Raw genomic sequence first — 22,486 nt, forward strand, 5'->3', positions numbered from 1 at the left:
AGCTGCGATGTCGGCGTCGTCGACGGTCGCGAAGAGGGCGGCGAAGTCGGCGAGCATGGGCTCCCCGAGCAGAAGTTCACGGACGAGCCGGCGCACGTACCAGCGCCGGCCGAAGGGCGGCGGGTCGAATTCGGGGTACTCGGTGGCCATCAGCTCATCGAGCGGGGCGAGGACGTGGCCGATGCCCTCCTCACCGGTGGACCACGGCTCGGTGCCCAGCCGCTCCTTCTTCTCCCTGATCGGCTGTAGCAGCCGGGACCAGGGTGAGTCGGGATCGAGGGACACCAGCCCGGACAGATGGGTGTCCTTGTAGGTCCAGATCGACCAGCTCGCCCCGTGCTCACGGTAGATCTCCAGCTGATCGCGCAGTACGGCGTAGCGGTGCTTGTCGACTGCGGGGTCGCCGGAGTAGACCGGTCCGAACTCGCCCACCCAGAGTGGTGTGCACGTTGTGCGGGAGTGCTCGGTTCGCTCCAGGAAGCGTTCCTCCAGCCAGCTGCGGTCGACGTACTGTCCGCGTACTACGCCCGGGTACTCGGTCGCGTCACGGATTCCGGCGAGGGCGTAGTCGTGGACGGAGTACACGGTGTTGTCGTATCCACTGCCGACGACATCGAAGTCGTTGGCGTAGCGGTTGCCGTCGAGGAAGATCACATGGTCCGGGTCTATGGCCCGTACGGCGTCGACGAGCCGGCGGTAGAACGGACCGATCACCTCGCCGGTGGGATCGCCGGGCTCGTTGAGAAGGTTGAACCCGGCTACCTCGGGCCGGCCCCGGAACCGGTCCGCAAGCGCCTCCCAGATGGCCACCACCCGGTCCTGGAAATGGCGGTGGCGCCACAGCCAGGCATGGTGGCTCGGATTGTCGCTGTGCTCGGACTGGTTCTGAAAGCCCGGTGCGGCATGCAGGTCGATGATGGTGTAGATGCCGTGCCGGGCGCAGGCGTCGATGGCGCTGGTGAGCCGCCGTATTCCCTCCTCCTTGATGTCGAACGGGTTGGCATCGTCGGAGAGGTGCCGGTAATTGACCGCAATGCGAACGCAGTTGAGTCCGGTGTGGGCGATCAGCGCTGCGTCGGCGTCGGTGAAGAACTCGTCCAGGATGAGGTCGAACAGCCGGTCGGCCTTTTCTGCGCCCATGGAATGCCGCAGCGCGTCCCTGGCCTGGTGCTCGGCGCCGGGGAAGCCGTTGAGGAAGTTCTCCATCATCATCCAGCCGCCGAGCCCGGTGCCGCGCAGAGTCACTGGATTTCCGGACGGGGTGACGAACCGGTCACCGGATACTGTGAGCATTTCCATGGTTAACCCTTCAGACCGCTGTTGACGATTGACTTGATAAACCAGCGCTGGGCCACCAGGAATACCGCGAGAACCGGAATGACCGTGAGCGTGCTGGCCGCGAGCTGCACATTCCAGACCGGGGCTCCATAGCTATCCACGATCTGGGTGAGCGCCACCGGCAGGGTGAACATCTCGGGGGTGCGCAAGAACACCAGCGGTTCCAGGAAGGAGTTCCAGCTGTGCAGGAAGGAGAGCAGCGCCACCGCTGACAGCGAAGGTCCGGCCAGCGGGAGCGCGATCCGGAAGAACAGCCCGAAACGCCCCAGGCCGTCGAGCCTTCCGCTCTCCTCCAGCTCGGCCGGCAGGCCGAGGAAGAACTGGCGCATGACGAAGGTGCCGAAGACCGAGTTGCTGCCGAACACGGCCGGAATGATCAGCGGCCAGTGCGTGTCGGTCCAGCCGATCTCGGAGAACAGCCGGAACAGCGGAACGATGATGACCTCGCTCGGCATCAGCAATGCGGTGAGCAGGAGGACGAACATGGTGCCGCCGCCGATGAGGCGGACCCGGGCGAAGGCGTAACCGGCCATGGCCGAGACCACGACGCTGCCGACACACACCAACGCCGCGATGTAGAGACTGTTGAAGTACTGGCGGCCGAAGGGCTGGTAATCGGTGATACGGGCGTAGTTGTCCCACCGCCAGTCGCTCGGGAGCAGCGAGGGCGGATAGGAGAAGATCTCCGAGATCGGTTTGAGGGAGCTGCTCACCATCCACAGCAGGGGCAGGAGGAACGGCACCGCGAGGGCCACCATCAGTACGTACAGCAGGATCCGCCCGAATGCGGGCTTCCGAGCCCTGCGCCGGAATATGGCCAAGGGGTTACTGCTCATGGAACACCCACTTCTTGCGCAACCACCACTGCACGACGGTCAGGGCCAGGACGGCGAGGAAGAGCAGTACCGCGAGGGCACTCGCGTAGCCGAGGTCGAAGAACTTGAATGCCTGCAGATAGACGTAGTAGGCGAGCACGGTCGTGGCGTTGCCCGGACCGCCGCCGGTCAGCACCATGACCTGGCCGAAGACCTGGAGCGAGCCGATCACCGTGACGATCGCGGCCAGCAGCATGGTCGGGCTGATCATCGGCAGGGTGATCCGGCGGAAGATGGTCCAGGGAGGGGCGCCGTCGACCTTTGCCGCCTCCCGCAGCTCCGTCGGGACGCCTTGCAGGGCGGCGAGAAAGAGCACCATGTTCACGCCCACACCTTTGAGGACCTGCACCAGGATCACCGAGAACATCGCGGTGTCCGGCTCGCGCAGCCAGTTGGGACCGTCGGCGCCGACCATGCGTATGAGCAGGTTGAGGCCGCCGTCCTTGCTGAGCAGGAAGCTCCATACGATGGTCCACGCGATGACCGACACGACGGTCGGGGAGAAGAAGATCGCGCGGAACACTATGGTGCCGCGCAGACCCTGGTCCAGCAGCACGGCGAGCAGCAGGGCGAGGCAGATGTTGAGCGGCACCAGACCCAGGGAGAACACGGCCGTGTTCTTAGCCACCTCAATCGCGAGCGGGTCGTCGAGCAGCTTCCGGTAATTGTCACCGCCGATGAAGCTGATATCGCCGGTGAGATTGTTGTACTTCGTAAAGCTGTAGTAGACGACGGCTATGAGGGGCCCCAGCACGAAAGCGGCGAATCCCACCATCTGCGGGGCGATGAGTACGTACCCGGCGAGCATGTCCCGCCGACGCCACCGCGGGGTCCGTTGCCGCCCGCCCCGGCGGGCCGGCCGCACCTTGAGAGGCACGGTGGCCCGCCGGGACACGGCAGGGGTCGGGGCCTTCTTTGTCAGGCTCACGATCCGGCCTTCAGCAGGGGCTCGATGGCGGTACAGACGGCACGGGTGACCTTGTGCGTATCGGCCTTCGGCTTCCATGCCGCGTCGAGGGCCGCCCGCGTCTTCTCGTTCAGCTCGGCGTACCCGCTATGGCCGGGGCGCACCGTGCCGGACTTCAGCGAATCGATGATGCTCTCTTGGAGCTGGTCCTTGCTGAGCAGCGGGTTGGTTCTGGCAAGGGTCTCGGCCGTCAGCAGTGAGGCGCGCGGCGGCGGGAAGAACTGGGCAAGTTCGGCGGTGTTCTTTTTGTTGGTGGCGAAGAGGAAGAACTGCTTGGCCAGTTCCTGGTTCTTGGCCTTGGCGAAGACGGCCAGGCCGGCCTGCCCGATCACCTGGTGAGCTCCGGCCGGTCCGGACGGCAGCGGTACGACGCCCCACTTCCACGAGACGTCGGCGAGCGGGCCGGCCTTGCTGACCTGGGTAATGATCATGCCGCTTTCGCCGGAGAAGAAGTCTGCCTGCTCTCCGGGCCCCGGCGTACTCCGGTCGGTGAAGGCCATCTTCCGGAAGAAGTCAATCGCCTCGACCATCTTCCCGTCGGAGAACCCGCAGTCGTTGTCGGACGTCCACGGTGCCGCCCCGTACGCGCTCATGATCGGATAGAGCCGGTCCCAGTGCTTGTAGTCGAAATCGTGGACGAGCAGGCCGAACCGTGCAGTCTTGGCATCGGTGACCTTCCTGGCCGCGGTGGCGAGCGCGTCCCATGTCCAGGCGTCTTCGGAGGCGAGCTTGGCCGGATCGTCCGCGTCGGCCTTGGCCAGGGCGTCGGCGTTGTAGAAGATCGCGAGGGGCGAGCTGGAGAACGGATACGCGTAGAGCGATTTGCCGCGCCGCCACTGGCTGAGCAGCGCCGGCTCCAAGTCGTTGTATCCGTAGCCGCTCTCCGCCTTCATGGCCGGAGCCATGTCGACGAGCGTGTCGGCCTCGATGAAGTCGGCCGCGTTCGTTTCCAGAATCCAGCCCAGGTCGGGCGGGTTGCCCGAGGCGAGCTGAGTGGTCAGCGCGGTGGTGTAGTCCATAGGGTTGAGCGATTCGAACTTGATGCTCTTCACCTTCGGGTTACTGGCTTTGAAGGCGTCCGCGATGCTGTTCAGCAGCGCCAGATGCTCCTTCACCGCCGTCCACACGGCGATGCGCAGATTGCCGTCGCCGGCTCCCGACCGACCGCCGCCGTTGCCGCAGCCGGCGGTGAGGGCAGCGGTCGCGGCAGCGGCCGCGGTCGCCGCGAGGACGGAGCGTCTCGATGGGTTCATTGCTGTAACTCCTTGCGATGTTTGGCTAGTAACCAGCTATTCGAGGCCACTGCAGCTCGACCCCGCCGCCGGTGAGACGGTCCTGGAAGTCGGCCAGGAGGCCGGGCGTGTTTCTGACGGCGCGCGGGGAGACCCGGCGCTCCAGGCAGAAGGCGGCCAGTGCACCGGCCGCCTCGCCGACGTTCCACTCGACGGGGTGCAGGCGGTAGCACCCATTGGTGATGTGTGTCGTGCCGATGTTCTTGGAGGCGGGGAGCAGGTTCTCCACACGCTGTGGGAGCAGCGCACCCAGCGGGATCCGGAACGGGCAGCACGCCACATCGAGGTAGTTGTCGCCGCCGGTGGTGGGGTGCAGGTCAATGCGGTACATGCCGATGCCCACCGTGTCGGGATACTCCACGGCACCCTTGTCGCCCCGTAACGCGATGGACAGGTCCTGTTCGACGACCGTGTACTCGGCGCGGATACGCCGTGACTCGCGGATGTACGGTGCCTGTGCCAGACCGTCGGCCGAGCCCGTGATATCGCCGCGCAGCCGCAGACCGGGGAAGCCGGTGCCGCCATCGGGCCGAGGAGCCTCGGTCTGCAGCCAGTACAGGTACGCGAAGGACAGTTCGCGAGCGGCCGCGAGGTGCTGCGCGGCATCGGGTACGTCGTAGACAGGACCGGCCAGGTAATCGATCATCGGCCAGTTGACCAGCGTGATGTCGCTGCTGTACGCGCCGTCGGTGAAGTTGCGCCGTGCCGCGATACGCCGGAACGTCCACAGGTTGCTGTCGCCGGCGCTGAGCCGCTGGTCCGCGACGACGGCCAGCGGGTCGTCGTCGGGATTCGGGGTGAAGCTGCGCTCGACGATCTCCTTGGTCCGTGGGTGAGGTGCGCTCAGGGAGAGCATCGGGCCGCCCCAGAAGTCCGGCTGGTAGGTGCGCCAGAAGTCGTATCGGGCCGGTTTGTCGATGGTGTGATCGCCGTCCACATGGTCCAGCGCGAAGCAGACCGAGGCGGCCTGCATGTTCAAGGGCTGCGCCGTGCCCGGGGCGCTCGGCTCACCGGTCTCGGACTGCGCCTCGAAGCCGGTGACGTACTCGGTACCGGTGAGAGGAAGCAGCTCGCCGGTCTCCGTCGCGTCGAGGATGTACGGTGCGGCGATGGTGATCTCGTCGCCATCTCCGCAGTGCCCCACCGTCACGGCACAGACCCGGTCGCCGTCGGTCTCGGCGGACACCGGTCGGTACGGCTGCAGCACGCGCAACCGCCCGCTGCCCCGGTACGGCGCGAGCATTGCCTCGATGACCGCCACCGCCACCTGCGGCTCGTGGCAGAGCCGACTGACGTGTCCGGCGCCCGGGTTGAGGTGGCGCCAGGCCTTGGACCGCTCGGTCAGCGGGTAGTGCCGGCGGTAGTAGTCGCGGATTCCGTCCCGCAGCGCCCGGTAGCCGGCGGTCACACCGAACTGCTCCACCCAGCTGGGCTCGTCCGGTGGGACGGCCTGGCTCGTCAGCTGGCCACCCAGCCAGTCGTACTCCTCGGTGAGCACCACCCGCCGGCCGGCGCGCAGGGCGGCCAATGCCGCCGCCACTCCGCCGAGTCCTCCGCCGATGACGAGGATCTCCGTTTCCATCCACGTTCCTTTCACTGTGCAGGTGCGGGCGCCAGGGTGGCGCCGGTGACGAGTTCGCAGGGCAGCAGTAGCTGCGGGGTCTCCGCGGTGCCTTCGAGGAGGTCGGTCAGCAGCGCGATGGACTGCCGGCCCATCTCCTCTCTCGGGATCTTGAATCCGGTGAAGTCCACATCGGCAGGTACGGGCGTGGTCGGATCGCCGAGAGTCAGGACCGACAGGTCCTCCGGCACGGCCAGGCCGCGCCGGCGCGCGGCAGCGACCAGATCCGCAGCGGTGGCGAAGTCTTCGACCAGGACTACCGTTGCGCGTGAGGCCAGCAACGCCGACAGCAACTCGTCGGGTTCGCGTCCGGGGGACAGCTCGTCGAGCGCGATGAGGGCGCCGGGCCCCGGTGCCGTCTGGGTGGCCTGCAGAAAGCCTTTCCGACGGTCTGCGGAGGACTCCACGTCGGTGGGGAGTCCGAGGTATGCCACGCGACGGTGGCCGCGGGTCACCGCCAGCTCGACGAGGCGGCTGACGGCCGTCGCGTAATCGGCGCCCACGTGAGGCACCGGGCCTCCGGCGTCATCGCGCCGGCCAACCGCCACGAAGGGGTATCCGTCGGCGACCATCCGCCTCAGGTCGTCGCGGTCGAGCGACCGGCCGAGCAGCAGGCAGCCGTCCGCCAGCCGGAGCCGATTGTCGCCCTCGAAGACACGCCGCCGACCGCCCGTCACCGATGTGCTGGTGAGCAACAGCAGGTCGCAGCCGACCTGTTCGGCCGCGCCCTCGATACCGACCAGGAACGGGTGGTAGAAGTCGCTGGTGGCGCTGGGGAAGACCGCCTCATAGGTGAAGACGCCCAGTATGCGGTTGCGTTTGTCAGCCAGCCGTCGTGCCACTGGATCGGGCACGTACCCGGATTCCCGGATCACCTTCAACACGCGCTCGCGGGTCTCCTCGGGAATCCGGATATCCGCGTCGGCCCGACCGTTGAGCACCAGCGACACGGTCGGCTGACTCACCCCGGCCAGCTTGGCAATGTCCCGCTGCGTGATCCGCCGCGCAGGGCGACCAATTGTCACTTGAGCCTCCGCTAATACGAATTATCTCGCCTCGGGACCAGTGTGAACCCTGTGTTTCAAACACGTCAAGACTTGGGGGCGCTGATAATGCGAATTAGTAAGTCGGGCGTCAACAGCTTCCGTTGGCAGCAGCTGAGCCGGGGGCAGGCCAGAGCGAGCGCCGGAGTGTTCCGTGGATGTCTGATTCGTTCCCGGGATGCCGTGGAGGGCGAGGGCGATTTCGCGGGTGAGGGATCCACGCCCCGGTGGTGAAGAGGCGCTTGAGCGCGTCGTAGCGGCTGATGCCCCACTTGGTCGCGGTCGAGTAGGACTGAGCGATGGCGAAGTCAGCCAGGCTCTGAAGGGTTCGCCAGCAGCCTCCGGAGGTGCGTTGCTGGACCTTGGCAGGTCTGCTGTCGCGCTCGGCTTGATTGTTGGTGAGGGGGACGGTGACAGTGCCGACGATGTCCACCGGCTGCGGCACCCCGTGTCCTTCCACGGGGTGCCGGGCCCTGCCCACGCTGCGCATGCTCTTGTGCTCCCACGGCCGTGCTCAGCAACTGCGCGCGGCGCACCGTTAGTTTCTGCAGGGACCGGCCGCTCACGCTCCGCTGCTGCCCGGTGCCGGTCAGCTGGCGTTCATCGACGTCGACTTCACTCACAAACGGTCTACGACCGCGCCAGGCATGGCGCTCGGGTCGGCCGGTTCAAGAGCGTACGCACGATGCGCCCCGGCGATGGCCCTGGCGGTACGCGTGGACGCAGCTATTCGACACCGCCTACCCGCCCCACCGGGCACAACCGGAATGGAACCCGTGGACACTCTGGGCAGACCAGCGGATAACCCGTGCCCGCACCCGGCCAACGGCACCGAACGCTGCCCTGCACAGCCTCAGGAAACCACTTCAAACCGGACCGGTAAATCGAGGCTCAGGCGACCGGGAAGCCAGACGGTGTTCACCGCGTCGGGCAGGGCTGAGGTTCCCGGTCCGCGCTGTGCTCGGCGTGCAGATGCGAGATCCAGATCGTATCCAGCTCATCCAGTTGGACGTGCCGTTGAAGCTGGGCCAGCGTCCCGCTGCCCGCGTCCATCCACACCCGTGTGTCGCCGCTGGACACCAGGTGGCCGGAGCAGGGATTGTCCCCGCTCGGATAACGCGTCGCACACCGCGTCGCACACCCCCAGAACGGTGAGACGGAGAAGCTCGGTGGTCATCCGGGGAGTCCAGAACGCTTGATCCACAGGTGTTGACGACCTTGATACTGCACCGGCGACTGGTCTGCGACTACGAGGGCCGCCCGGCCTCCTCGGAGTCGCGATGAAGCTCTTGTCCTGCGGGTTCCGCTCGACGATCTCGATGCCGATCGCGAGTGTGTGGCCGTGGGCTTCGCCTCGGTCTTGGCCGGGACGGTCGCCGGCGCGCGGGCAGGCGTCAGTCGGTGACGAGGTCGTCCGGGGCGGACCGGGCTAGTTCGGCCAGTGTGGCCAGCGCCTGGGAGAGAACGTCGGTCTGCGGGGAGGCGAGCCCCAGCCGGATCGCGTTGGGGGCGTGGTTATTTCCGACGGTGAACGCGGCGGCCGGCACCACTCCGATGCCGTGCCGGGCGGCGGCGGCGACGAAGGTGTCCGCGCGCCACGGGCGGGGCAGTTGCCACCAGCAGTGGTACGAGCGCGGGTCGCTCCGCACAGCGAAGCCGCCGAGGTGCCGGGCCGCGATCTCCTGCCGTACGGCGGCTTCCCGCTGCTTGGCCTGTACGAGCGCCTTCACGGTGCCGTCCTGCTGCCAGTGGTAGGCCGCCTCCAGTGCGAAGCGCATGGGGGTCCAACCCCCCGAGCGCAGCGACGTGGCGATCTCGCCCACCAGGAAGCCGGGCGCCACCACGAACCCGAGGGTCAGGCCAGGGGCGATGCGCTTGGACAGGCTGTCGACGAGGACGGTCTGCTCGGGGGCCAGAGAGGCGAGCGGCGGCACTTCGTCGTGGAGGAAGGCCCAGATGGCGTCCTCGATCGCGGGGATCCTCGACCGCAACAGGACATCGGACAGATGCTCCACCCGTTCCCGGGGCATGGTAATCGACAGCGGGTTGTGCAGAGTCGGCTGTACGTAGACGGCGTGCAGCGGGCCGCTGCGGTGGGCTTCCTCGACGGCCTCCGGGATCAGCCCTGCTGCATCCATGGCCAGGGGTACGAGGGTGATGCCGAGCCGCGTGGCGATGGCCTTGATCACGGGGTAGGTCAGTTCCTCGACCCCGAGCCGAGCGCCCGGTGGCACCAGGGCGGTGACGACGGCCGAGATGGCCTGCCGCCCGTTCCCCGCGAAGAGCACCTGCGCCGGGTCGGGGCGCCAGCCGCCACGCGCGAGCAGATCGGCGGCGGACTCGCGGACGGCCGGAACGCCGGCCGCGCCGACGGGCCGCAGCGCGTACCCGAGGACATCGGGACGCAACAGCCCGCCGAGCCCGTTGGCCAGCAGCGCGGCCTGCTCGGACACCACTGGATAGTTGAGCTCCAGGTCGATCCGGCTGCCTGCGGGTTCGGTGAGCGCGGGCGCGGATGCGCGGGGGACCGCGCGGACGAAGGTGCCGCGGCCCACTTCGCCGAGAGTGAGGCCCCGTCGGGCGAGTTCCTGGTAGACGCGGGTGGCGGTGGAGTTGGCGATGCCGTGCTGCTGGGCGAACTTGCGCTGCGGGGGAAGCCTGTCGCCCGGCCGGAGGATGCCGGCCCTGATCTCCTCGGCCACCGTGTCGGCGACGCTCTGATAGTCCTTCACGGCGCTCTCCTCTCGTCCACGTGCCTCCGCCATCCAACCACACAATTGCACCGAGTGCAATAATGCATATTGCATCGAGGTTTTGCAGGCAATATGCTCGCGGCATTGCTTCGAGCCTCGCCCGTGCACCGGGCTGGGGAACCCCTGTTTGGATGCGTCACGAGAGGGCGCGCGACCGCCGGAAGGAGTCCTGTCAGCAGTGAACACGACCGCATGGTCTCGGTCTCCGCTCGGCCGGACTCCCCTGCTGCTGCCCGACTGTGACCGGTGCGGATTCACCTCCTGCCTGGTAAGGCACGGTACGGTCGTCGGCCTGCTGCGGAAGTACGCGGCGGAGTGGCAGCGGGTCCTGACGGGGCCAGGGCTCGACGGCCGGCGCGTGGGCGTACCTCACTGGTCACCGCTGGAACACGGCTGCCACGTCCGTGATATGTGCCTCCTGTTCCACAAGAGGCTCGATGCAATTTTCGGAACCACACCGATTGCACCGGACCACCGCACCGCGCCGGATGTCGGGCCGGCCGCAGAACACCCGGACGTCGCCCGACGCTACCGCGACGAGGAACCGCGACAGGTGGCGGAGGAGCTGGGGTGGGCCGCCGAGGCCCTGGCCCGCCGCCTGGCCACGCTCACCGCCGACGACTGGGACCGCGACGGCACGGGCCTGGCCGACTCGCGACTCACCGTCGATTTCTTCACCCGTCATCTCCTCCACGACATCGCTCACGACCTCGCCGAGGTACGGCGCGGTGACCGCTCCGACGGGGCGCGTTGGGAGACGGCGGCGGGGCATAACAGCGAATGAGGGGTTTTCATGGTTGAACTGAGCGGGGTCCTCGGCGTGATGGTGGTGGCCCTCGGGATGGTGCTCACCCCGGGCCCGAACATGGTCTATCTCGTCTCACGCAGCATCACTCAGGGCAGGCGCGCCGGGATCATCTCCCTCGGCGGTGTGGCTCTGGGCTTCATGGTGTATCTACTGGCCGCGAACCTCGGCCTGTCGGTCGTCTTCGTCGCCGTGCCCGAGCTGTACTTCGCCGTGAAGCTGGCCGGCGCGGCATACCTCGCCTACCTCGCCTGGAACGCGCTGAAGCCGGGCGGCGTCTCCGTCTTCGCCCCGCAGGACGTCCCGCACGACTCGCCGCGCAAGCTATTCATGATGGGACTGATGACAAACCTGCTCAACCCGAAGATCGCCATCATGTACCTCTCGCTCATCCCGCAGTTCATCGACCTGGAGAAAAGCCACGTCCTCCTCCAGGGCATCACGCTCGGCTCGATCCAGATCGTGGTCAGCGTCGCGGTCAACCTCACCATCGTCCTGGCAGCCGGAACCATCGCCGTCTTCCTCTCGCGCCGCCCCTCCTGGCTCAAGGTGCAGCGCTACGCGATGGGCACGGCGCTCGGCGCGCTCGCCATCTCGCTGGCCCTCGACACCTCAGGTCCGGCCAAGTCGAGCTGACGGCACGGCACATGGGGAGCGGTCCGGTGCCGACCTGGGCTTTACCGCCCCAGGGACAGGAATTCCGCGTGTTCCTGAGAGGGGTGTTTCGCGGGTTGATGTCCGGTTCGTGATGTGGCTTGGGTGAGGTTGTGTGATCAGGCGCTTCGGGTCACGTTGCGGCCGGGCCTGGGCGAACAGGCCGGGTTCGGTCTCGGCCAGGATGCTTTTGAGTTCCGAGCGCATGCCCTCGATGCTCTTCGGTGCGAAGCCGAGATCGAGGGTCTCGTACAGGTCGCGGGCCCGCAAGGGCCACGCCGCCTCGGCGAAGACGGCGAGCTCACTACGACCTGCTCGCGCTCGCCCCCGATTACCGCATCGAGCGCTTCGGCACGAAACTCGGCGACCTGCGCGTCACCGTCGCCGACCGCTTCGAAGACGAGGAATTCGACGGCGAGTTCGCCGACCGGGCCACTGCCCTTACCTTGCCGAAATCGTCTCCGAGTACACCTCCCTAGCCTGCGGAAGGCCCCCGCGTCTCACTGCGCGGCGACGGGCGGCGTGATGGCGCGGTCGCGAACCGGCCCGTCTCCGTCGCTCTCGCCGTCACCACCGAAGGCCGACGGGGCATCCTCGGGCTGTGGGCCGGCGACGGCGCCAAGCACTGGATGCACATCCTCACCGAGATCAAGAACCGGGGCGTCAATGGTGTCCTCATGCTGGTCTGTGACGGGCTCAAGGGGCTGCCCGACGCGGTCGAGGCCGTCTGGCCCCGAACCACTGTCCAGACCTGCTGCGGAACTCCTTCCGCCATGCCGCCCGCCAGGACGGGACAAGATCGTCAAGGTCCTCAAGCCCGTCTGCACCGCCGCCACCGAAGACGCTGCCCTGGAACGCTTCGCGGAGTTCGCCGACGCATGGGACAAGAAGTACCCGGCGATCGTCCGGCTCTGAGAGAACGTGTGGGAGGAGTTCACTCCCTTCCTCCGCTTCGACACCGAGATCCGCCGCATCGTCCGCACAACCAACGCGATCGAGTCCGTGAACGCGCGGATCCGCCGGGCGGTCAAGGCCCGCGGCCGCTTCCCCAACGAGCAGTCCGCATGCAAGTGCGTCCACATGGCGATCACGTCCCTGGACCCCACCGGCAAGGGCCAGGCATGCTGGACCATGCGCTGGAAGACCGCCCTGAACGCCTTCGACATCACCTTCGACGGCCGCCTCTCAGCAGCCCGCCAGTAGCCTCCCGGCCCGTTCGCCGAGGGCCCGCACTCCGCGCAGGAGAGTGTTGTAAGTGCAGGTGTCGGGATGAAGCCGCAGGTAGGAGCCGCTGCGGAGCTTCTTGAACGGGTGCAGGATGCCAATGCCAGCACCCTGGTAACCCGCGTCCGCCAAGATGGGAAGTCCGTCGGCGGCCTTGTACAGGGCGACAGGCAGTGAGCGCGGGCAGCGGTGATGTCCGGCACCGAGCCCGGCTCGGCATCCGACACCCATAACGGAGTGCCGTCCGGGGCGGACAGGAACTGCACGTTCGCGCCGAACGCCTTGTGCTTCGCGGAGTACCAGGTGTCCACCTTGCCCTCGGCGTTCAAGTGGGTGCCGGCGACGCGGTCGGACTCGATCAGCGTGCCGTCCAGAACCACATGCGTCATGCCATCCCGGCGGCAGCGGTCCAGCACGTCGTGCGGGTTCGGGGCCTGATCGGCGAAGACGTCGAGCCTTCGTGCGGGTAGCGATAGCCGGTGGCCTGCGAGATGCCCGCGCCCCGAGCCAGGCAGTGCATGCACGCCCGGTCGCGGAACCAGCGCAGTATCAGCACCGCCTGACGGAACGGACCCAGCGCCCGCGAACCCTTCGGTGTGCCGGTCTGGAGCCGGTGACCTGCCAGCAAGCGGGCGACGAGCTCAACGACATGGCGAGGGACATCGAGGATGGCAGCATAGGTGACCAACGTGAAGCCTCTGGTTCAATGGACGTGATCTTCGCGGACCCGTCCTACCAGGGGCTTCACGCCTGTCCACAGCCCTCACGCCCCAGCGAGATCATTTCGTTGAGAAAACCTTACTGTCATCTTGGGGACGTCCTGCCTCTGCCATTTTGGTGATGCCTACCTGTGAGCACCGCCTGGCACGAACACCGACTGGCGTCGGGTCAGGCGGTAGTAGGAGTTCTGGAACTACGGGTTGGCGGACCCTCGCGCGGCGGCGAAATCACCGGTTGCGACGGGAGAGCGGGCTACGCCCGCCCCAGGACGGACCGCAGCATCGTCAGCAACACCTCGCCGCCGGCGGCGAGCTGTGCGTTCGCCTCGTCGGCACCGGCGTTCAGGATGTCGACGGTGTTTTTCAGGCCGTCGAAGGCGCCGACGAGAACGGTGGCGAGCAGGGTCGGGTCGATCCAGATCGTTGCGTCCGCCGCCCGCTGGGCGCCGCGGATGACGTCGGCGACGTCGTCGATCCAGGTCCGGGTCAGCTGGGCTGCCAGCGGGCGGGTTTCGGGAACGTCCGCCATGTCCTGGATCAACCGGGCGATGACCCAGGCGTCCGGGTCGTCGCGGTGCAGGTCGAGCATCGTCGGGAGCAGCGCTTCGAGCCGATCGACCCCTTCCGGCGTCGCGGCCAGTCTCGTGCGGACGAGGTCGAGCCACTGTGCGTGCTTGGCGGACAGAACCGCGATCGCGAGCGCTTCCTTGCTCTCGAAGTGGAAGTAGACCGAGCCCTTGGTGAGTCCACTCTCCATGACGACGTCCGCCATCCGGGCACGGTCGTAGCCGAGTCGCGCGAACACTCCGGCGGCCGCCTCCAGGATGCGGTCGCGGGAGGCGGCTCCATGGGCGGTGGGTCCCGGCGGGCGGCCGACCCCCCTTGCAGAGGCACTGTTCCTGATCGCGCTTGCCATGGTGAGCATGATACTGGATAATTAAATAGACCAGCATGCAGGTTTAATTAAGGAGGCTTGAGATGTTCATCGACGACTTCGCTCGCGCGGCCGAGGCCGCTGTCAATCACCACAGCATCGACGAAGTGACCGCCCTCTGGCGTGAACCGGCCCGGTACGACTCGCCCCTGACCGGTCCCCAGGAGGGGATCGATGCGCTCGCCGCCCGCGAGTCGGCGCTCTTCGCGGGCTTCAGTGACCTGAGGGCGAGCATCCGTCCGCTGGGCCAGGACGGCCTCACCGGCTCGATGCTGGTCCGCTTCGAAGGCACACATGACGGCGAGTATGGGGCGCTCGCGGCCACCGGCAACTCGATCGTCATCGAGATGGCGGCCGTCATCACCTTCGATCCGGAGGGCTACGTCGTCGAGGAGCGGGTCTTCGTGGACAGTGCGACCGTGGTCGGCCAACTCACGCGCCACTCCGCCTCCCAGGACTGATCGAGCCGTGCTGGGTACGAGCGGGACTCTTTCCGCTACTGGATCGACGAGGACGGCGACGGCTGCCCCGAGGCGGTCAAAGCGCCGGAGCAAGGGGCGCGGTGCGCGCTGACCGGGGGTGAGTGGCGGTCGCACCACGACGAGGTCACAGCCGGCGTGCGCCCGTGCGTGTGGCAGCGGCGGCTGTCCAGTGCCACGACGTCACCGGACAGGGACTCATCACCGACGTGGCGGTCAAGCGCAAAGTCCGCAACACCATCGCCCTCATCAACGCCGGCAAGCCCGGATACGACATCTACGCCTTGAACGCCCAGCACGAACGAGGACTCCGGACCGCACCACTCAGATGGTCCGCACCGTCCGGGGGCTTGCCCGTCAGCGCGCCCGCGGTATCGGAGCCTTGCACAGCCCACATCGTGCCGGTAGCGGGCACGGCCGCGCCCGAGATACCGGGGAAGACGCGGGACATGGCGTCCGGCGGTTTCCACCAGCCACTCGTCGCCCATCGGCGGGTGTGGTCCGGGGCAGACCGATCCCGCTGTCGAGGTCAAAGCTGAGCGACAGATCCGTGACCGCCTGCACGAGCCGGCAGAGTACTTCGGGGACGGCTGCCAGGCGCTGCAGGAGCTGCGTGCCAAAGCTGCCACCCAGGTGCGGGCGGCCTCAGGTGACGCTGCCCGGTCCAGAGCCCTGCAACGCCTCGTAGCCGAACGGGCCGGACTCACGACGATCACGTGCCCGCAGCCACGGCCCGCAAGATGGGCCGTACCGCGTGAGTGTGGGAGATCAGCCGGTCGTGTCGATGAATTCTGTTGACGCCTTCGCCTCTTCCAACCTGAAGTTGCAGGTCACGGGGCTGGTTAGGACGAGGGGCTCGGGCTGGTCGGGGCCTTGATCGTCAGCAGGTGATCGTCCGTCAGCGGGGGATTTAGCCGACACCCGGATCGTGCTGCTCTTCAGCGTGTCCTACCAGAGGGTGGACGGTCCCGCCACGACCCAGCCAGCGTCGGTAGGCTTTGACCCAAAAGCCCAATGAAACCTCGATTATCTGCGCGCGGTAGGTGACCTCGACATCGAAATGGCTGCCGGTGTGGCCCCAGTTGAAGTCCCCGAGATCGAGTTCGCAGAGCCAAGACAGGTCCTGCTTCCACTGATCGGCAGCAAGGCTGCAACTCATCTTGTCCGCATCGGCGCTCGCGCCGACCGCGCCGGCCCATAGCGACTTGAGCACATGCCGGACCGATGAGTGATCGACGAGCTGTTCGGCCTCAGGGATCTCCCCAGCTCGGAGCAGATTGAAGTAGCGGCAAACGACCGCTTCGACGTCGATCTTGGCAGGGTGCTCCGTCCAGATCTTCACCGCGAGATCATAAAGGTTGGATGACCGCCACTGAGTGGTCACCCTGAACATCGCGGGCGGTGGGGGCTGGCGTGGGGCGGGGCTGCGGTGCTTCCCCGAGCAACATGCCTCGTCCACGCCTGCCCCGTGACCTGCAACTTCAGGATGAGAGTAACGCCGACATTGATTCCTTTCCAACCTCACGCTGATACGGCGAGCTTGAGGGTGAGGATGGCCTTGACCAGCTGCTGGTTGCACTCGTGGGATGCGGTGGTTCTGGTAGTGCAGATCTTGAGAATGGGGGCTGTGTTGGCCGATCTGCGTTCGCTCGCTGGGGGACTTGTTAGCGTCACCGTATGAACGACGAGATCACGGCCAGGGTCGGCAGCCAGTTCTACTCCTTCGACGGCCGGGTGCTGGAGGTCTTCGGCGGCAGCGTCACCCACCGCTTCCATGTGCGTCATATGCACTTCCGTGTCACGGGCCCGGACCGCAAGGGGAGGAGGAGCGTCGAGATCTGCCACGGTCGGCTGGAAAAGCGGGGGATCCGCCATATATGGCATTACTCCGCTGCGGAGTGGGGCAGCCTGACCGGTCTGGCCCAGCTGCTGGACACGGTCCAGGCCGCCATCGACTCGGTGTCAGAGAAATAGGGAAGGTGTCCCCGATATCGAGCCCGGTCAGGTCTGTATTCCTCAGGCGGAACTGCAGTCGCAGCGAATGAGATGCCGGGCTGTCCGAGGTCGTCCGGTGCGAGGTCGGGGCGCAGTCGGTGCCAGGAGGGGTGTCGCGGCAGTTCCGCGCGGGTCCTGGTCGTGCAGCGGACCTCGCCGGCCAGGCGCGGCAGCACACCGCGCTGGTCACGTCCGGTGCCTGGTCGAAGGGGCACTCGTCGATCGCGGCGACGTTGAGCAGGCCGACGAGGGTGGTCCCCACATGCTCGCGGGTGTGCATCAGGTCGGGTTTCGACGTGATGCTTCACAGCCGCCGGACGCGCAGCACGCCGGTCAGCATCGGCAGAGTGAACTCGCCGCAGGCGGTCTCCGGTCTACCGGCGAGGAATGCGCGGATCCGGCTCAACGTGGCCTGTCGTTCCTGTTCCGGCATGACCAGCATCCCCGCGCGCGTCGCGATGGTCGCGACGAGGGAGTTGGCGGTGCGGCACTGCCCGTGCGGGAACTCGGCCTGCTCCGGCGAGCCGAACCGGGCGGCCACGCCGGTCTCTGTCTTTGGGAGGTGTATGCCGGCCGTCTCGGCGCGCCAACTGGTGGGCGTGTCACGCGGGCCGATGGCCGCGCTCCCGCTGATCCGCGCGAGTCCGGCAACCCACTGGACCTGGTCGTCCATGAGATTCCACAGGCCGGCCAGAATGCCGTTGGGCGCGAGGACCCTGGCGATCTCGGGTCCCGCGACGGCCATGTCGAACCAGTGCATGGCGTTGCCGGCCAGTACGGCATCGACAGAACCGTCCGGCAGCGGGATTGCCTCAGCGCTACCCGAGAGGGCACGGACAGCCGGCAGCGAGCGGCGCAGCTCGGTCAGCATCGCCGGGTCGGGCTCGACCGCGATGACGTCGGCACCCAGCGCGACCAGCGTGGCGGTGAGCTTGCCGGTGCCGGCGCCCAGGTCGAGCACGCGCGGGCCGGGCGCCGGCTCGAGCGCCCAACGCACCGCGGCATGCGCGTAGTCCGGACGGTGCTCGTCGTATGCGACCGCTGCCGTGCCGAACGACGAGCTGAGAGGAAGCTGGTCATCTTGGTCCATGCGATCAACGTATCTGTGCTGCTGCAGGTCGGCCACCACGCCTCACCACTCCGGCGGCGGCCGCCCGATAGCGCACCAGTGGCCCTCACGCTCCCTGCTTGAGGCCGAACGACCGTAACGGCCCACCAGGAAACCATCGGGCACCAAGAGAGTTCGAGGCTCCGTCCCGTTCCTGGCCAAGATCCCCAACTGAACACCTCCGCCTGTTGCTGACTCTGTCAGGTCGACACAGCTGACTGCCTGCACGAATCCCGGTATCGGACCATCTGCATGCAACAGAACAGAGTTTGAGAGAGAACAGCGGCGCTGTCCGCCACGGACCGGGACTGCAGGGTCGTGGTCCCGTGGCCCGGCGGGAAGACCATGGCTCCCTGCCCGTCTGCCTTCACCTTGCGAACGCCCAGTGGTCTTCGGCGGCTGCGGGCGGCAGGGCGCCCGCAGTGGCGGGCATCGGAGGGATCCCCGGCAAGCTCACCATGACCGCTGCCCCCGCCTGCTCAGGACGCGCTGCGCTGCCTCGTGGTCGTCTTCTTCGACGCGGGCTTCTTGCGGGACTGCATCGTGTCCACGGTGGAGTCCTGGCCGTGCTCGCCGCGGCTCTCCTCGGCCGCCTTGACGGAGGCGTTCAGAGCGGCGATCAGGTCCACGATCTTCCCGGATTCCGGTCACTTGCCCTCGGTCTTGCCCTCGGTCGGCTCCGGGATCTCCCTCCCCTCAGACTTCACTTCGATCAGCTCCTCCAGGGCACGTGCTACTCGTCCCGGCCACCGTCATCGACTCCCAGTCGGTCGAGGCCGCCGAGACCGTCGGCCGCGACTCGCGAGGCTGTTACGGAGCGAAGAAGACATCCGATGCGGAAGAGTCGTCAAGCCGCCAGGGTGAGATGGGCTACTTGTGGCGTCGGGAAGGCGATGTTCTCGTCGAAATGAATGCGTGCGCCGGGTGAGGCAGTGGTGGAGGCAGCCGATCATGCGGTTGAAGAGGTTGCTCTGGGCTGCGGTGTGCCGGTCGCCGGCCTCGCGGCGGCAGTCGTAGTGGGCCCTCGCTCCGGTTGAGTGGGATACAGGGGCGGCACCCGCGTATGCCTTCATGCCCCTGGCGTCCGCGAAGCGGGAGCGGTCGTCGCTGATCTCGGCCAGGACACGGGCGCCGCTGAGAGGGCCGAGGCCGGGGAAGCTGGTGATGATCTCAGCGTCGGGGTGGTCCTCGAAAGCGTCGGTGGTGGCTTCGGCGAGGTCTTCGGCGCTGATACAGGCGGCGTCCAGCTGGCGCAGGAGCGCGAGGGCTTGTCGTCCCATGGCCTGTTCCATCAAGGGGAGTTGGCGCATCCGTGGCGCTCTGAGAGCGGTGTGGAGCCGCTCGACCTCCGCGTCGATCGTGTTCTTGCGGCCAGCCTTCTCCACCAGGGCCCGCAGCTGGGCGCGGGTGAGCGTGGCAGCCTGCTGCGGGGTCGGTGCCGCGGCCAGGGGAATGCGGGCAATCGGGTGGAAGATGCCCTCGCGGCGGTGACTCACAGCGGCCAGGTAGCCGGGGAAGTACTCGCGTAGGTGCGACGTCAGCTTGTTGCCGTCCTGGGTGCGGTCCCAGACCGCGTTCTGCTGGGCGCGTGCGAGCACGGCGACGGCCTGGACGAGCTCGCTGTCGGCGGGGAGCTGGCGGTGGGCGTCGGCGTCGGTGCGGAGAATGTTCGCCAGTACCAGGGCGTCGAAGTGATCCGACTTCTTGCGTGCGACGGTCCGGCGGTCGCGGTAGCGTGCCGCGGCCATGGGGTTGATGGCGTACACGGGGCGGCCGGTCGAGCGTAGTGCGGCGACCAGGAGGCCGTGCGAGGTCTCGATGGCCACCGGGGTGGGGTTCTCCGCGGTGTCGCCGTGTTCGGCGAGTAGCTGGAGAAGCTCGTGCAGGCCGTCGATGGTGTCGTCGATGCGGGCGCGGGCCTTGAGCGTGCCCGATTCGTTCACGACGGCTATGTCGTGATGGTCGCTGGCCCAGTCGATGCCGCAGAACCCTTTCACTTGCTCCAGCTCTCTCATCTGCTTCCTGCGTTTTGGCTGTTCGAAGCCGTGCAGGGCATGCGTCAGCCTTCCCCCGCCGGATCTCGGAACGCGGATCTTCTCCAGCACGGCAATGAACTCGGTGCAGTCCGCCCGCTGACCCGGAGTCCCCTCAGAGCCGGCGGCGTCCGGTCAGGTCCTGCCACCCCTTCCGGGCGTCGTCGAGAGCCGCTCGTGCTCGCGGGAGCTGTGAGATCGGCACTGTGGCGGGCGCGTGTCTTCTCCAACCGCTCTTGTGGCACTTCTATCGGCTCTGTCGCCTTCTGGGCCTCACCCAACTCGGCTTCGAGCGTGCGGATGTCCCCGGCGCGCCTTCCACTCAGGTGCTGCGACGCAACGGCCCGCTCTGGATCTGCACACTGAACCGGCGCATCGCATCCTCGGGAATCTCCTCGCCCTTGTAGCGCTCCATGCGTTGCCGCCCGTCCGGCTGCGTCAGGTACAGGTACGAGACGTGCGTGGACTTGGCGAGCTCGAACCGGACTTGCATGCCTGCCAGTTGCAATTCGTCGTCGGCGATGAGGACCGAGTGGGACTCTCTGCTGGAGCACGGCCAGTTCAGTCTGCAGACGACATTGGCTCCTCCAGCCCGGCGGGCCCCGACCGACGCTTCCTCATGCTGGGTGGTCCCTTGAGCGCTGTGGAGCTGGAGGTCCTTGCGGGACGGCAACTCGCGTTCCTCACGGTCACGCAGGATCTTCTTCACCCGATTACTTGCCGAGCGCCACTTCTTCGCCCTGACAGCGGCCTCCTGGCGCAACGGGTCGACGATCTCGTCATCGGCGCCCAGCAGCACCCGCGCCACCGCGATCCGCTGCTCCTTGCTCTGCCTGCCGAGATAGTCGTTCGGCAGGTCCCGCTGACGCACGTAAAGCCACGGGATCAGCAGATCGAGAGTGACGCGGGTGGCTCCCGCGTGCAGCCGGGGGATACCGAGAAGGTCCTGAAAGGTGTCGTCGGCAGACCTGCAGGAATCGCGGCGCGCCCGGACGCCGACGGTCCTCACCGTCCGAATCACAAAGGGGTCGTACGTAGGCTGACGGCCCTTCATGAATGATCGAGGCTGGATGTTCGGTGTATCAAAACCGTATGTTTTTGCCTGCAATTGAAATTCATGGCCGCGTCGAGCCCAGGTGTATATGGTCGGAGAATCTCGTTCAGGTGATTTCTCATCGGGATCTCCGGGCATGGATGGCTGGTTCCGTAAGATGCTCGTTCAGTGCCGATGCGCTCGTGATGGCGAATTGGCTTGCTGGCGCTGTATTTCGACTCAAGGGGAAAATTGTGATTTCAAGAACGAGGAACGTTGCGCGCACCATGGCAGCGGCGCTTGCCGCGGCCGTCGCGTTCACCATGGCCGGGCCGGCCGGAACGGCGTCCGCCATCGACCACGTCACCTGTGACCCCGACGCGAATTTCTTGAAGATCTGGTCGCACAACGGTAGTGGGCGTGACAGCGTGGACTGCTACGCGAACCGCGGGAAGACGGACTTCGGCGGGTGGTGGATCGACCAGATCTCGACGGGGAACAACGACGTGAAGTACTACGACGCCAATGGTGATGTGGTGAAAATCCCCCGGTGGAGTAATATCAAATATTCGAACGTGCCGAAGGTCAAGGCCATCGAAATCCTGTAAGGGCTTCTCCCGGGGACGTTTCGGAGCCCCGGTGGGTGATGATTCCGCAGGCAGTGGCAGGGCGAGGAGTCCGTGCTGGCCCGTCATGGATGCAACGAAGCTTCGGTCTAACGGGGCGACCTCCCCAAGTCGCTCCGAATCGCCGGAGCTTCGGTGTATCGCCGGTCTGCGGCTGTCGGCCCCGTCGGCAAGCTGATGGCCCTTGGCCTCTATCTTTCATGCGGCTCGCCAGTTCAACGGGCGGGCCGTTTCGGCTTGTTCGGAGGGCAGAGGTCAGTCTGCAGCGCACATCACGACGCGTATTGACCGCTCGGGTTGAGTGGTCGAGGAGGACGCCACCGCACATGGCCCGAAGTGGCGACCTGGCCCGCCATGCTCCAGCCGTGCTCCTCCCAGTACGGGTGGGCGCTGATCAGGCAGGACAGCCGGATCAGCGCCCGTCGTAGCTCGACCGCCCCGACAGCGAGCCGGTTGCCGATGCGGATCTGGCGGCGCTTGGGGGTCGATCAGGCCGTCAGGGGAACGGAAGGGTGATCGTCGGTCGGTCGGGCCATGGGCAGGGCGGACGCGACTGCGCGTAGGCCGCCCAGGCCGCGCATCGAGGTTCGGGGCGCCCCGCGGGTGTGCTCCGCGGGGCGCCGAGGCGGGACGGACGACCGGGGCCTGCGGCGGTGCGCCTGAGATACGGAGTGTCCCGGGGAAGGTCACGCTTGCGAAGGGCGTGGGCGGACAAGGCGGCGGGTCATGGGCATCGTCATCGACCACGACGTGCCGCTTGCGGTCGTTGGTCAGCTCGGGGCCGTCGAAGCCACGGCTGTCGGATCCGACGACGGCGTCCGTCCTGACCCGACTGGGAGTCGATCACACCGGCGCTAGGCTCCGGATCCAGCCCCGCCATCTCGCGGACCTTGTCGCGCAGCCGGTCGTGGAACTCCCGGGTCAGGCCCAGGTTGCGCCGACGGCGGCAGAACGCGTATCAGTTTTCCGTGAGGGACTGGGCCGCAC

Annotated in this window: 18 protein-coding genes and 7 pseudogenes; 7 read left to right on the forward strand and 18 right to left on the reverse strand. The window is 67.0% G+C overall.

Going from position 1 to position 22,486, the window contains the following annotated elements; all coding sequences use genetic code 11:
* The 9 genes and pseudogenes from ABZY11_RS28065 to ABZY11_RS28105 all read right to left on the reverse strand — a co-directional run.
* A partial coding sequence (locus ABZY11_RS28065) for a glycoside hydrolase family 5 protein (RefSeq protein ID WP_356481813.1) occupies positions 1-1,299 on the reverse strand: 1,299 nt, incomplete at its 3' end.
* 2 nt (positions 1,300-1,301) lie between these two features.
* Complete coding sequence (locus ABZY11_RS28070) at positions 1,302-2,174, reverse strand: carbohydrate ABC transporter permease (protein ID WP_356481814.1); 873 nt, start codon at positions 2,172-2,174, stop codon at positions 1,302-1,304.
* On the reverse strand, positions 2,164-3,141 hold the full coding sequence (locus ABZY11_RS28075; protein WP_356481815.1) for a sugar ABC transporter permease: 978 nt from the start codon (positions 3,139-3,141) through the stop codon (positions 2,164-2,166). Before ABZY11_RS28075 ends, ABZY11_RS28070 begins: the two co-directional genes overlap by 11 nt.
* Complete coding sequence (locus tag ABZY11_RS28080; protein ID WP_356481816.1) at positions 3,138-4,433, reverse strand: extracellular solute-binding protein; 1,296 nt, start codon at positions 4,431-4,433, stop codon at positions 3,138-3,140. The genes ABZY11_RS28075 and ABZY11_RS28080 overlap by 4 nt, the downstream gene beginning before the upstream one ends.
* A 25-nt stretch (positions 4,434-4,458) precedes the next feature.
* The gene (locus tag ABZY11_RS28085; protein WP_356481817.1) at positions 4,459-6,054 is read right to left on the reverse strand and encodes an FAD-dependent oxidoreductase; all 1,596 of its coding nucleotides are present in this window, start codon (positions 6,052-6,054) and stop codon (positions 4,459-4,461) included.
* A gap of 11 nt (positions 6,055-6,065) precedes the next feature.
* On the reverse strand, positions 6,066-7,118 hold the full coding sequence (locus ABZY11_RS28090) for a LacI family DNA-binding transcriptional regulator (protein ID WP_356481818.1): 1,053 nt from the start codon (positions 7,116-7,118) through the stop codon (positions 6,066-6,068).
* Between the two features lie 229 nt (positions 7,119-7,347).
* Positions 7,348-7,551 (reverse strand): annotated as a pseudogene (locus ABZY11_RS28095) (IS66 family transposase); the annotation flags it as partial.
* A gap of 533 nt (positions 7,552-8,084) precedes the next feature.
* Positions 8,085-8,313, reverse strand: a pseudogene (locus ABZY11_RS28100) (MBL fold metallo-hydrolase); the annotation flags it as partial.
* 217 nt (positions 8,314-8,530) lie between these two features.
* Positions 8,531-9,868: a PLP-dependent aminotransferase family protein gene (locus ABZY11_RS28105; protein ID WP_356481819.1), complete on the reverse strand. Its 1,338-nt coding sequence runs from the start codon at positions 9,866-9,868 to the stop codon at positions 8,531-8,533.
* A gap of 199 nt (positions 9,869-10,067) precedes the next feature.
* Between ABZY11_RS28105 and ABZY11_RS28110 the strand changes: the two genes are divergently transcribed.
* From ABZY11_RS28110 to ABZY11_RS28120, 3 genes and pseudogenes are all read left to right on the forward strand, one after another.
* On the forward strand, positions 10,068-10,673 hold the full coding sequence (locus tag ABZY11_RS28110) for a DinB family protein (RefSeq protein WP_356481820.1): 606 nt from the start codon (positions 10,068-10,070) through the stop codon (positions 10,671-10,673).
* A 9-nt stretch (positions 10,674-10,682) separates the two neighbouring features.
* A complete protein-coding gene (locus ABZY11_RS28115; protein WP_356481821.1) occupies positions 10,683-11,330 on the forward strand; it encodes a LysE family translocator in 648 nt (215 codons plus the stop codon).
* A 539-nt stretch (positions 11,331-11,869) separates the two neighbouring features.
* Positions 11,870-12,551, forward strand: a pseudogene (locus tag ABZY11_RS28120) (transposase); the annotation flags it as partial.
* Here ABZY11_RS28120 and ABZY11_RS28125 read toward each other — a convergent pair.
* A pseudogene (locus ABZY11_RS28125) lies at positions 12,537-13,260 on the reverse strand (transposase family protein); the annotation flags it as partial. The pseudogenes ABZY11_RS28120 and ABZY11_RS28125 sit on opposite strands and share 15 nt — an antisense overlap.
* A gap of 284 nt (positions 13,261-13,544) precedes the next feature.
* A complete protein-coding gene (locus ABZY11_RS28130; RefSeq protein ID WP_356481822.1) occupies positions 13,545-14,207 on the reverse strand; it encodes a TetR/AcrR family transcriptional regulator in 663 nt (220 codons plus the stop codon).
* A gap of 62 nt (positions 14,208-14,269) precedes the next feature.
* Here ABZY11_RS28130 and ABZY11_RS28135 point away from each other — a divergent pair, with 62 nt between their 5' ends.
* Positions 14,270-14,686 carry an ester cyclase gene (locus tag ABZY11_RS28135; protein ID WP_356481823.1) on the forward strand — a complete coding sequence of 139 codons (417 nt, stop codon included), beginning with the start codon at positions 14,270-14,272 and terminating at the stop codon, positions 14,684-14,686.
* Between the two features lie 6 nt (positions 14,687-14,692).
* Positions 14,693-14,833 (forward strand): annotated as a pseudogene (locus tag ABZY11_RS28140) (HNH endonuclease); the annotation flags it as partial.
* A gap of 781 nt (positions 14,834-15,614) precedes the next feature.
* On the opposite strand, the gene ABZY11_RS28145 reads toward ABZY11_RS28140, so the two are convergent.
* Together ABZY11_RS28145 and ABZY11_RS28150 are read right to left on the reverse strand one after the other, a co-directional pair.
* Complete coding sequence (locus ABZY11_RS28145) at positions 15,615-16,046, reverse strand: hypothetical protein (RefSeq protein WP_356481824.1); 432 nt, start codon at positions 16,044-16,046, stop codon at positions 15,615-15,617.
* 179 nt (positions 16,047-16,225) lie between these two features.
* Positions 16,226-16,489 carry a hypothetical protein gene (locus ABZY11_RS28150; protein WP_356481825.1) on the reverse strand — a complete coding sequence of 88 codons (264 nt, stop codon included), beginning with the start codon at positions 16,487-16,489 and terminating at the stop codon, positions 16,226-16,228.
* Here ABZY11_RS28150 and ABZY11_RS28155 point away from each other — a divergent pair.
* Positions 16,382-16,678, forward strand: a complete 297-nt coding sequence (locus ABZY11_RS28155; RefSeq protein WP_356481835.1) for a hypothetical protein — start codon at positions 16,382-16,384, stop codon at positions 16,676-16,678. The genes ABZY11_RS28150 and ABZY11_RS28155 overlap by 108 nt on opposite strands.
* An 86-nt stretch (positions 16,679-16,764) precedes the next feature.
* On the opposite strand, the pseudogene ABZY11_RS28160 reads toward ABZY11_RS28155, so the two are convergent.
* From ABZY11_RS28160 to ABZY11_RS28180, 5 genes and pseudogenes are all read right to left on the reverse strand, one after another.
* Positions 16,765-16,940: pseudogene (locus tag ABZY11_RS28160) on the reverse strand (ATP-dependent DNA ligase); the annotation flags it as partial.
* 63 nt (positions 16,941-17,003) lie between these two features.
* A complete protein-coding gene (locus tag ABZY11_RS28165) occupies positions 17,004-17,789 on the reverse strand; it encodes a class I SAM-dependent methyltransferase (RefSeq protein ID WP_356481826.1) in 786 nt (261 codons plus the stop codon).
* Between the two features lie 497 nt (positions 17,790-18,286).
* Positions 18,287-18,436, reverse strand: a complete 150-nt coding sequence (locus ABZY11_RS28170; protein ID WP_356481827.1) for a hypothetical protein — start codon at positions 18,434-18,436, stop codon at positions 18,287-18,289.
* Positions 18,437-18,654: 218 nt separating this feature from the next.
* Positions 18,655-19,822 (reverse strand): annotated as a pseudogene (locus tag ABZY11_RS28175) (IS110 family transposase).
* Between the two features lie 340 nt (positions 19,823-20,162).
* Positions 20,163-21,032 (reverse strand): hypothetical protein, encoded by an 870-nt coding sequence (locus ABZY11_RS28180; protein ID WP_356481828.1) that lies wholly within the window; start codon positions 21,030-21,032, stop codon positions 20,163-20,165.
* Positions 21,033-21,160: 128 nt separating this feature from the next.
* Here ABZY11_RS28180 and ABZY11_RS28185 point away from each other — a divergent pair, with 128 nt between their 5' ends.
* Positions 21,161-21,481, forward strand: a complete 321-nt coding sequence (locus ABZY11_RS28185) for a beta/gamma crystallin domain-containing protein (RefSeq protein ID WP_356481829.1) — start codon at positions 21,161-21,163, stop codon at positions 21,479-21,481.
* Positions 21,482-22,486 lie beyond the last annotated feature (1,005 nt).

The sequence above is a fragment of the Streptomyces sp. NPDC006510 genome (assembly GCF_040611955.1).
GTDB lineage: Bacteria > Actinomycetota > Actinomycetes > Streptomycetales > Streptomycetaceae > Streptomyces.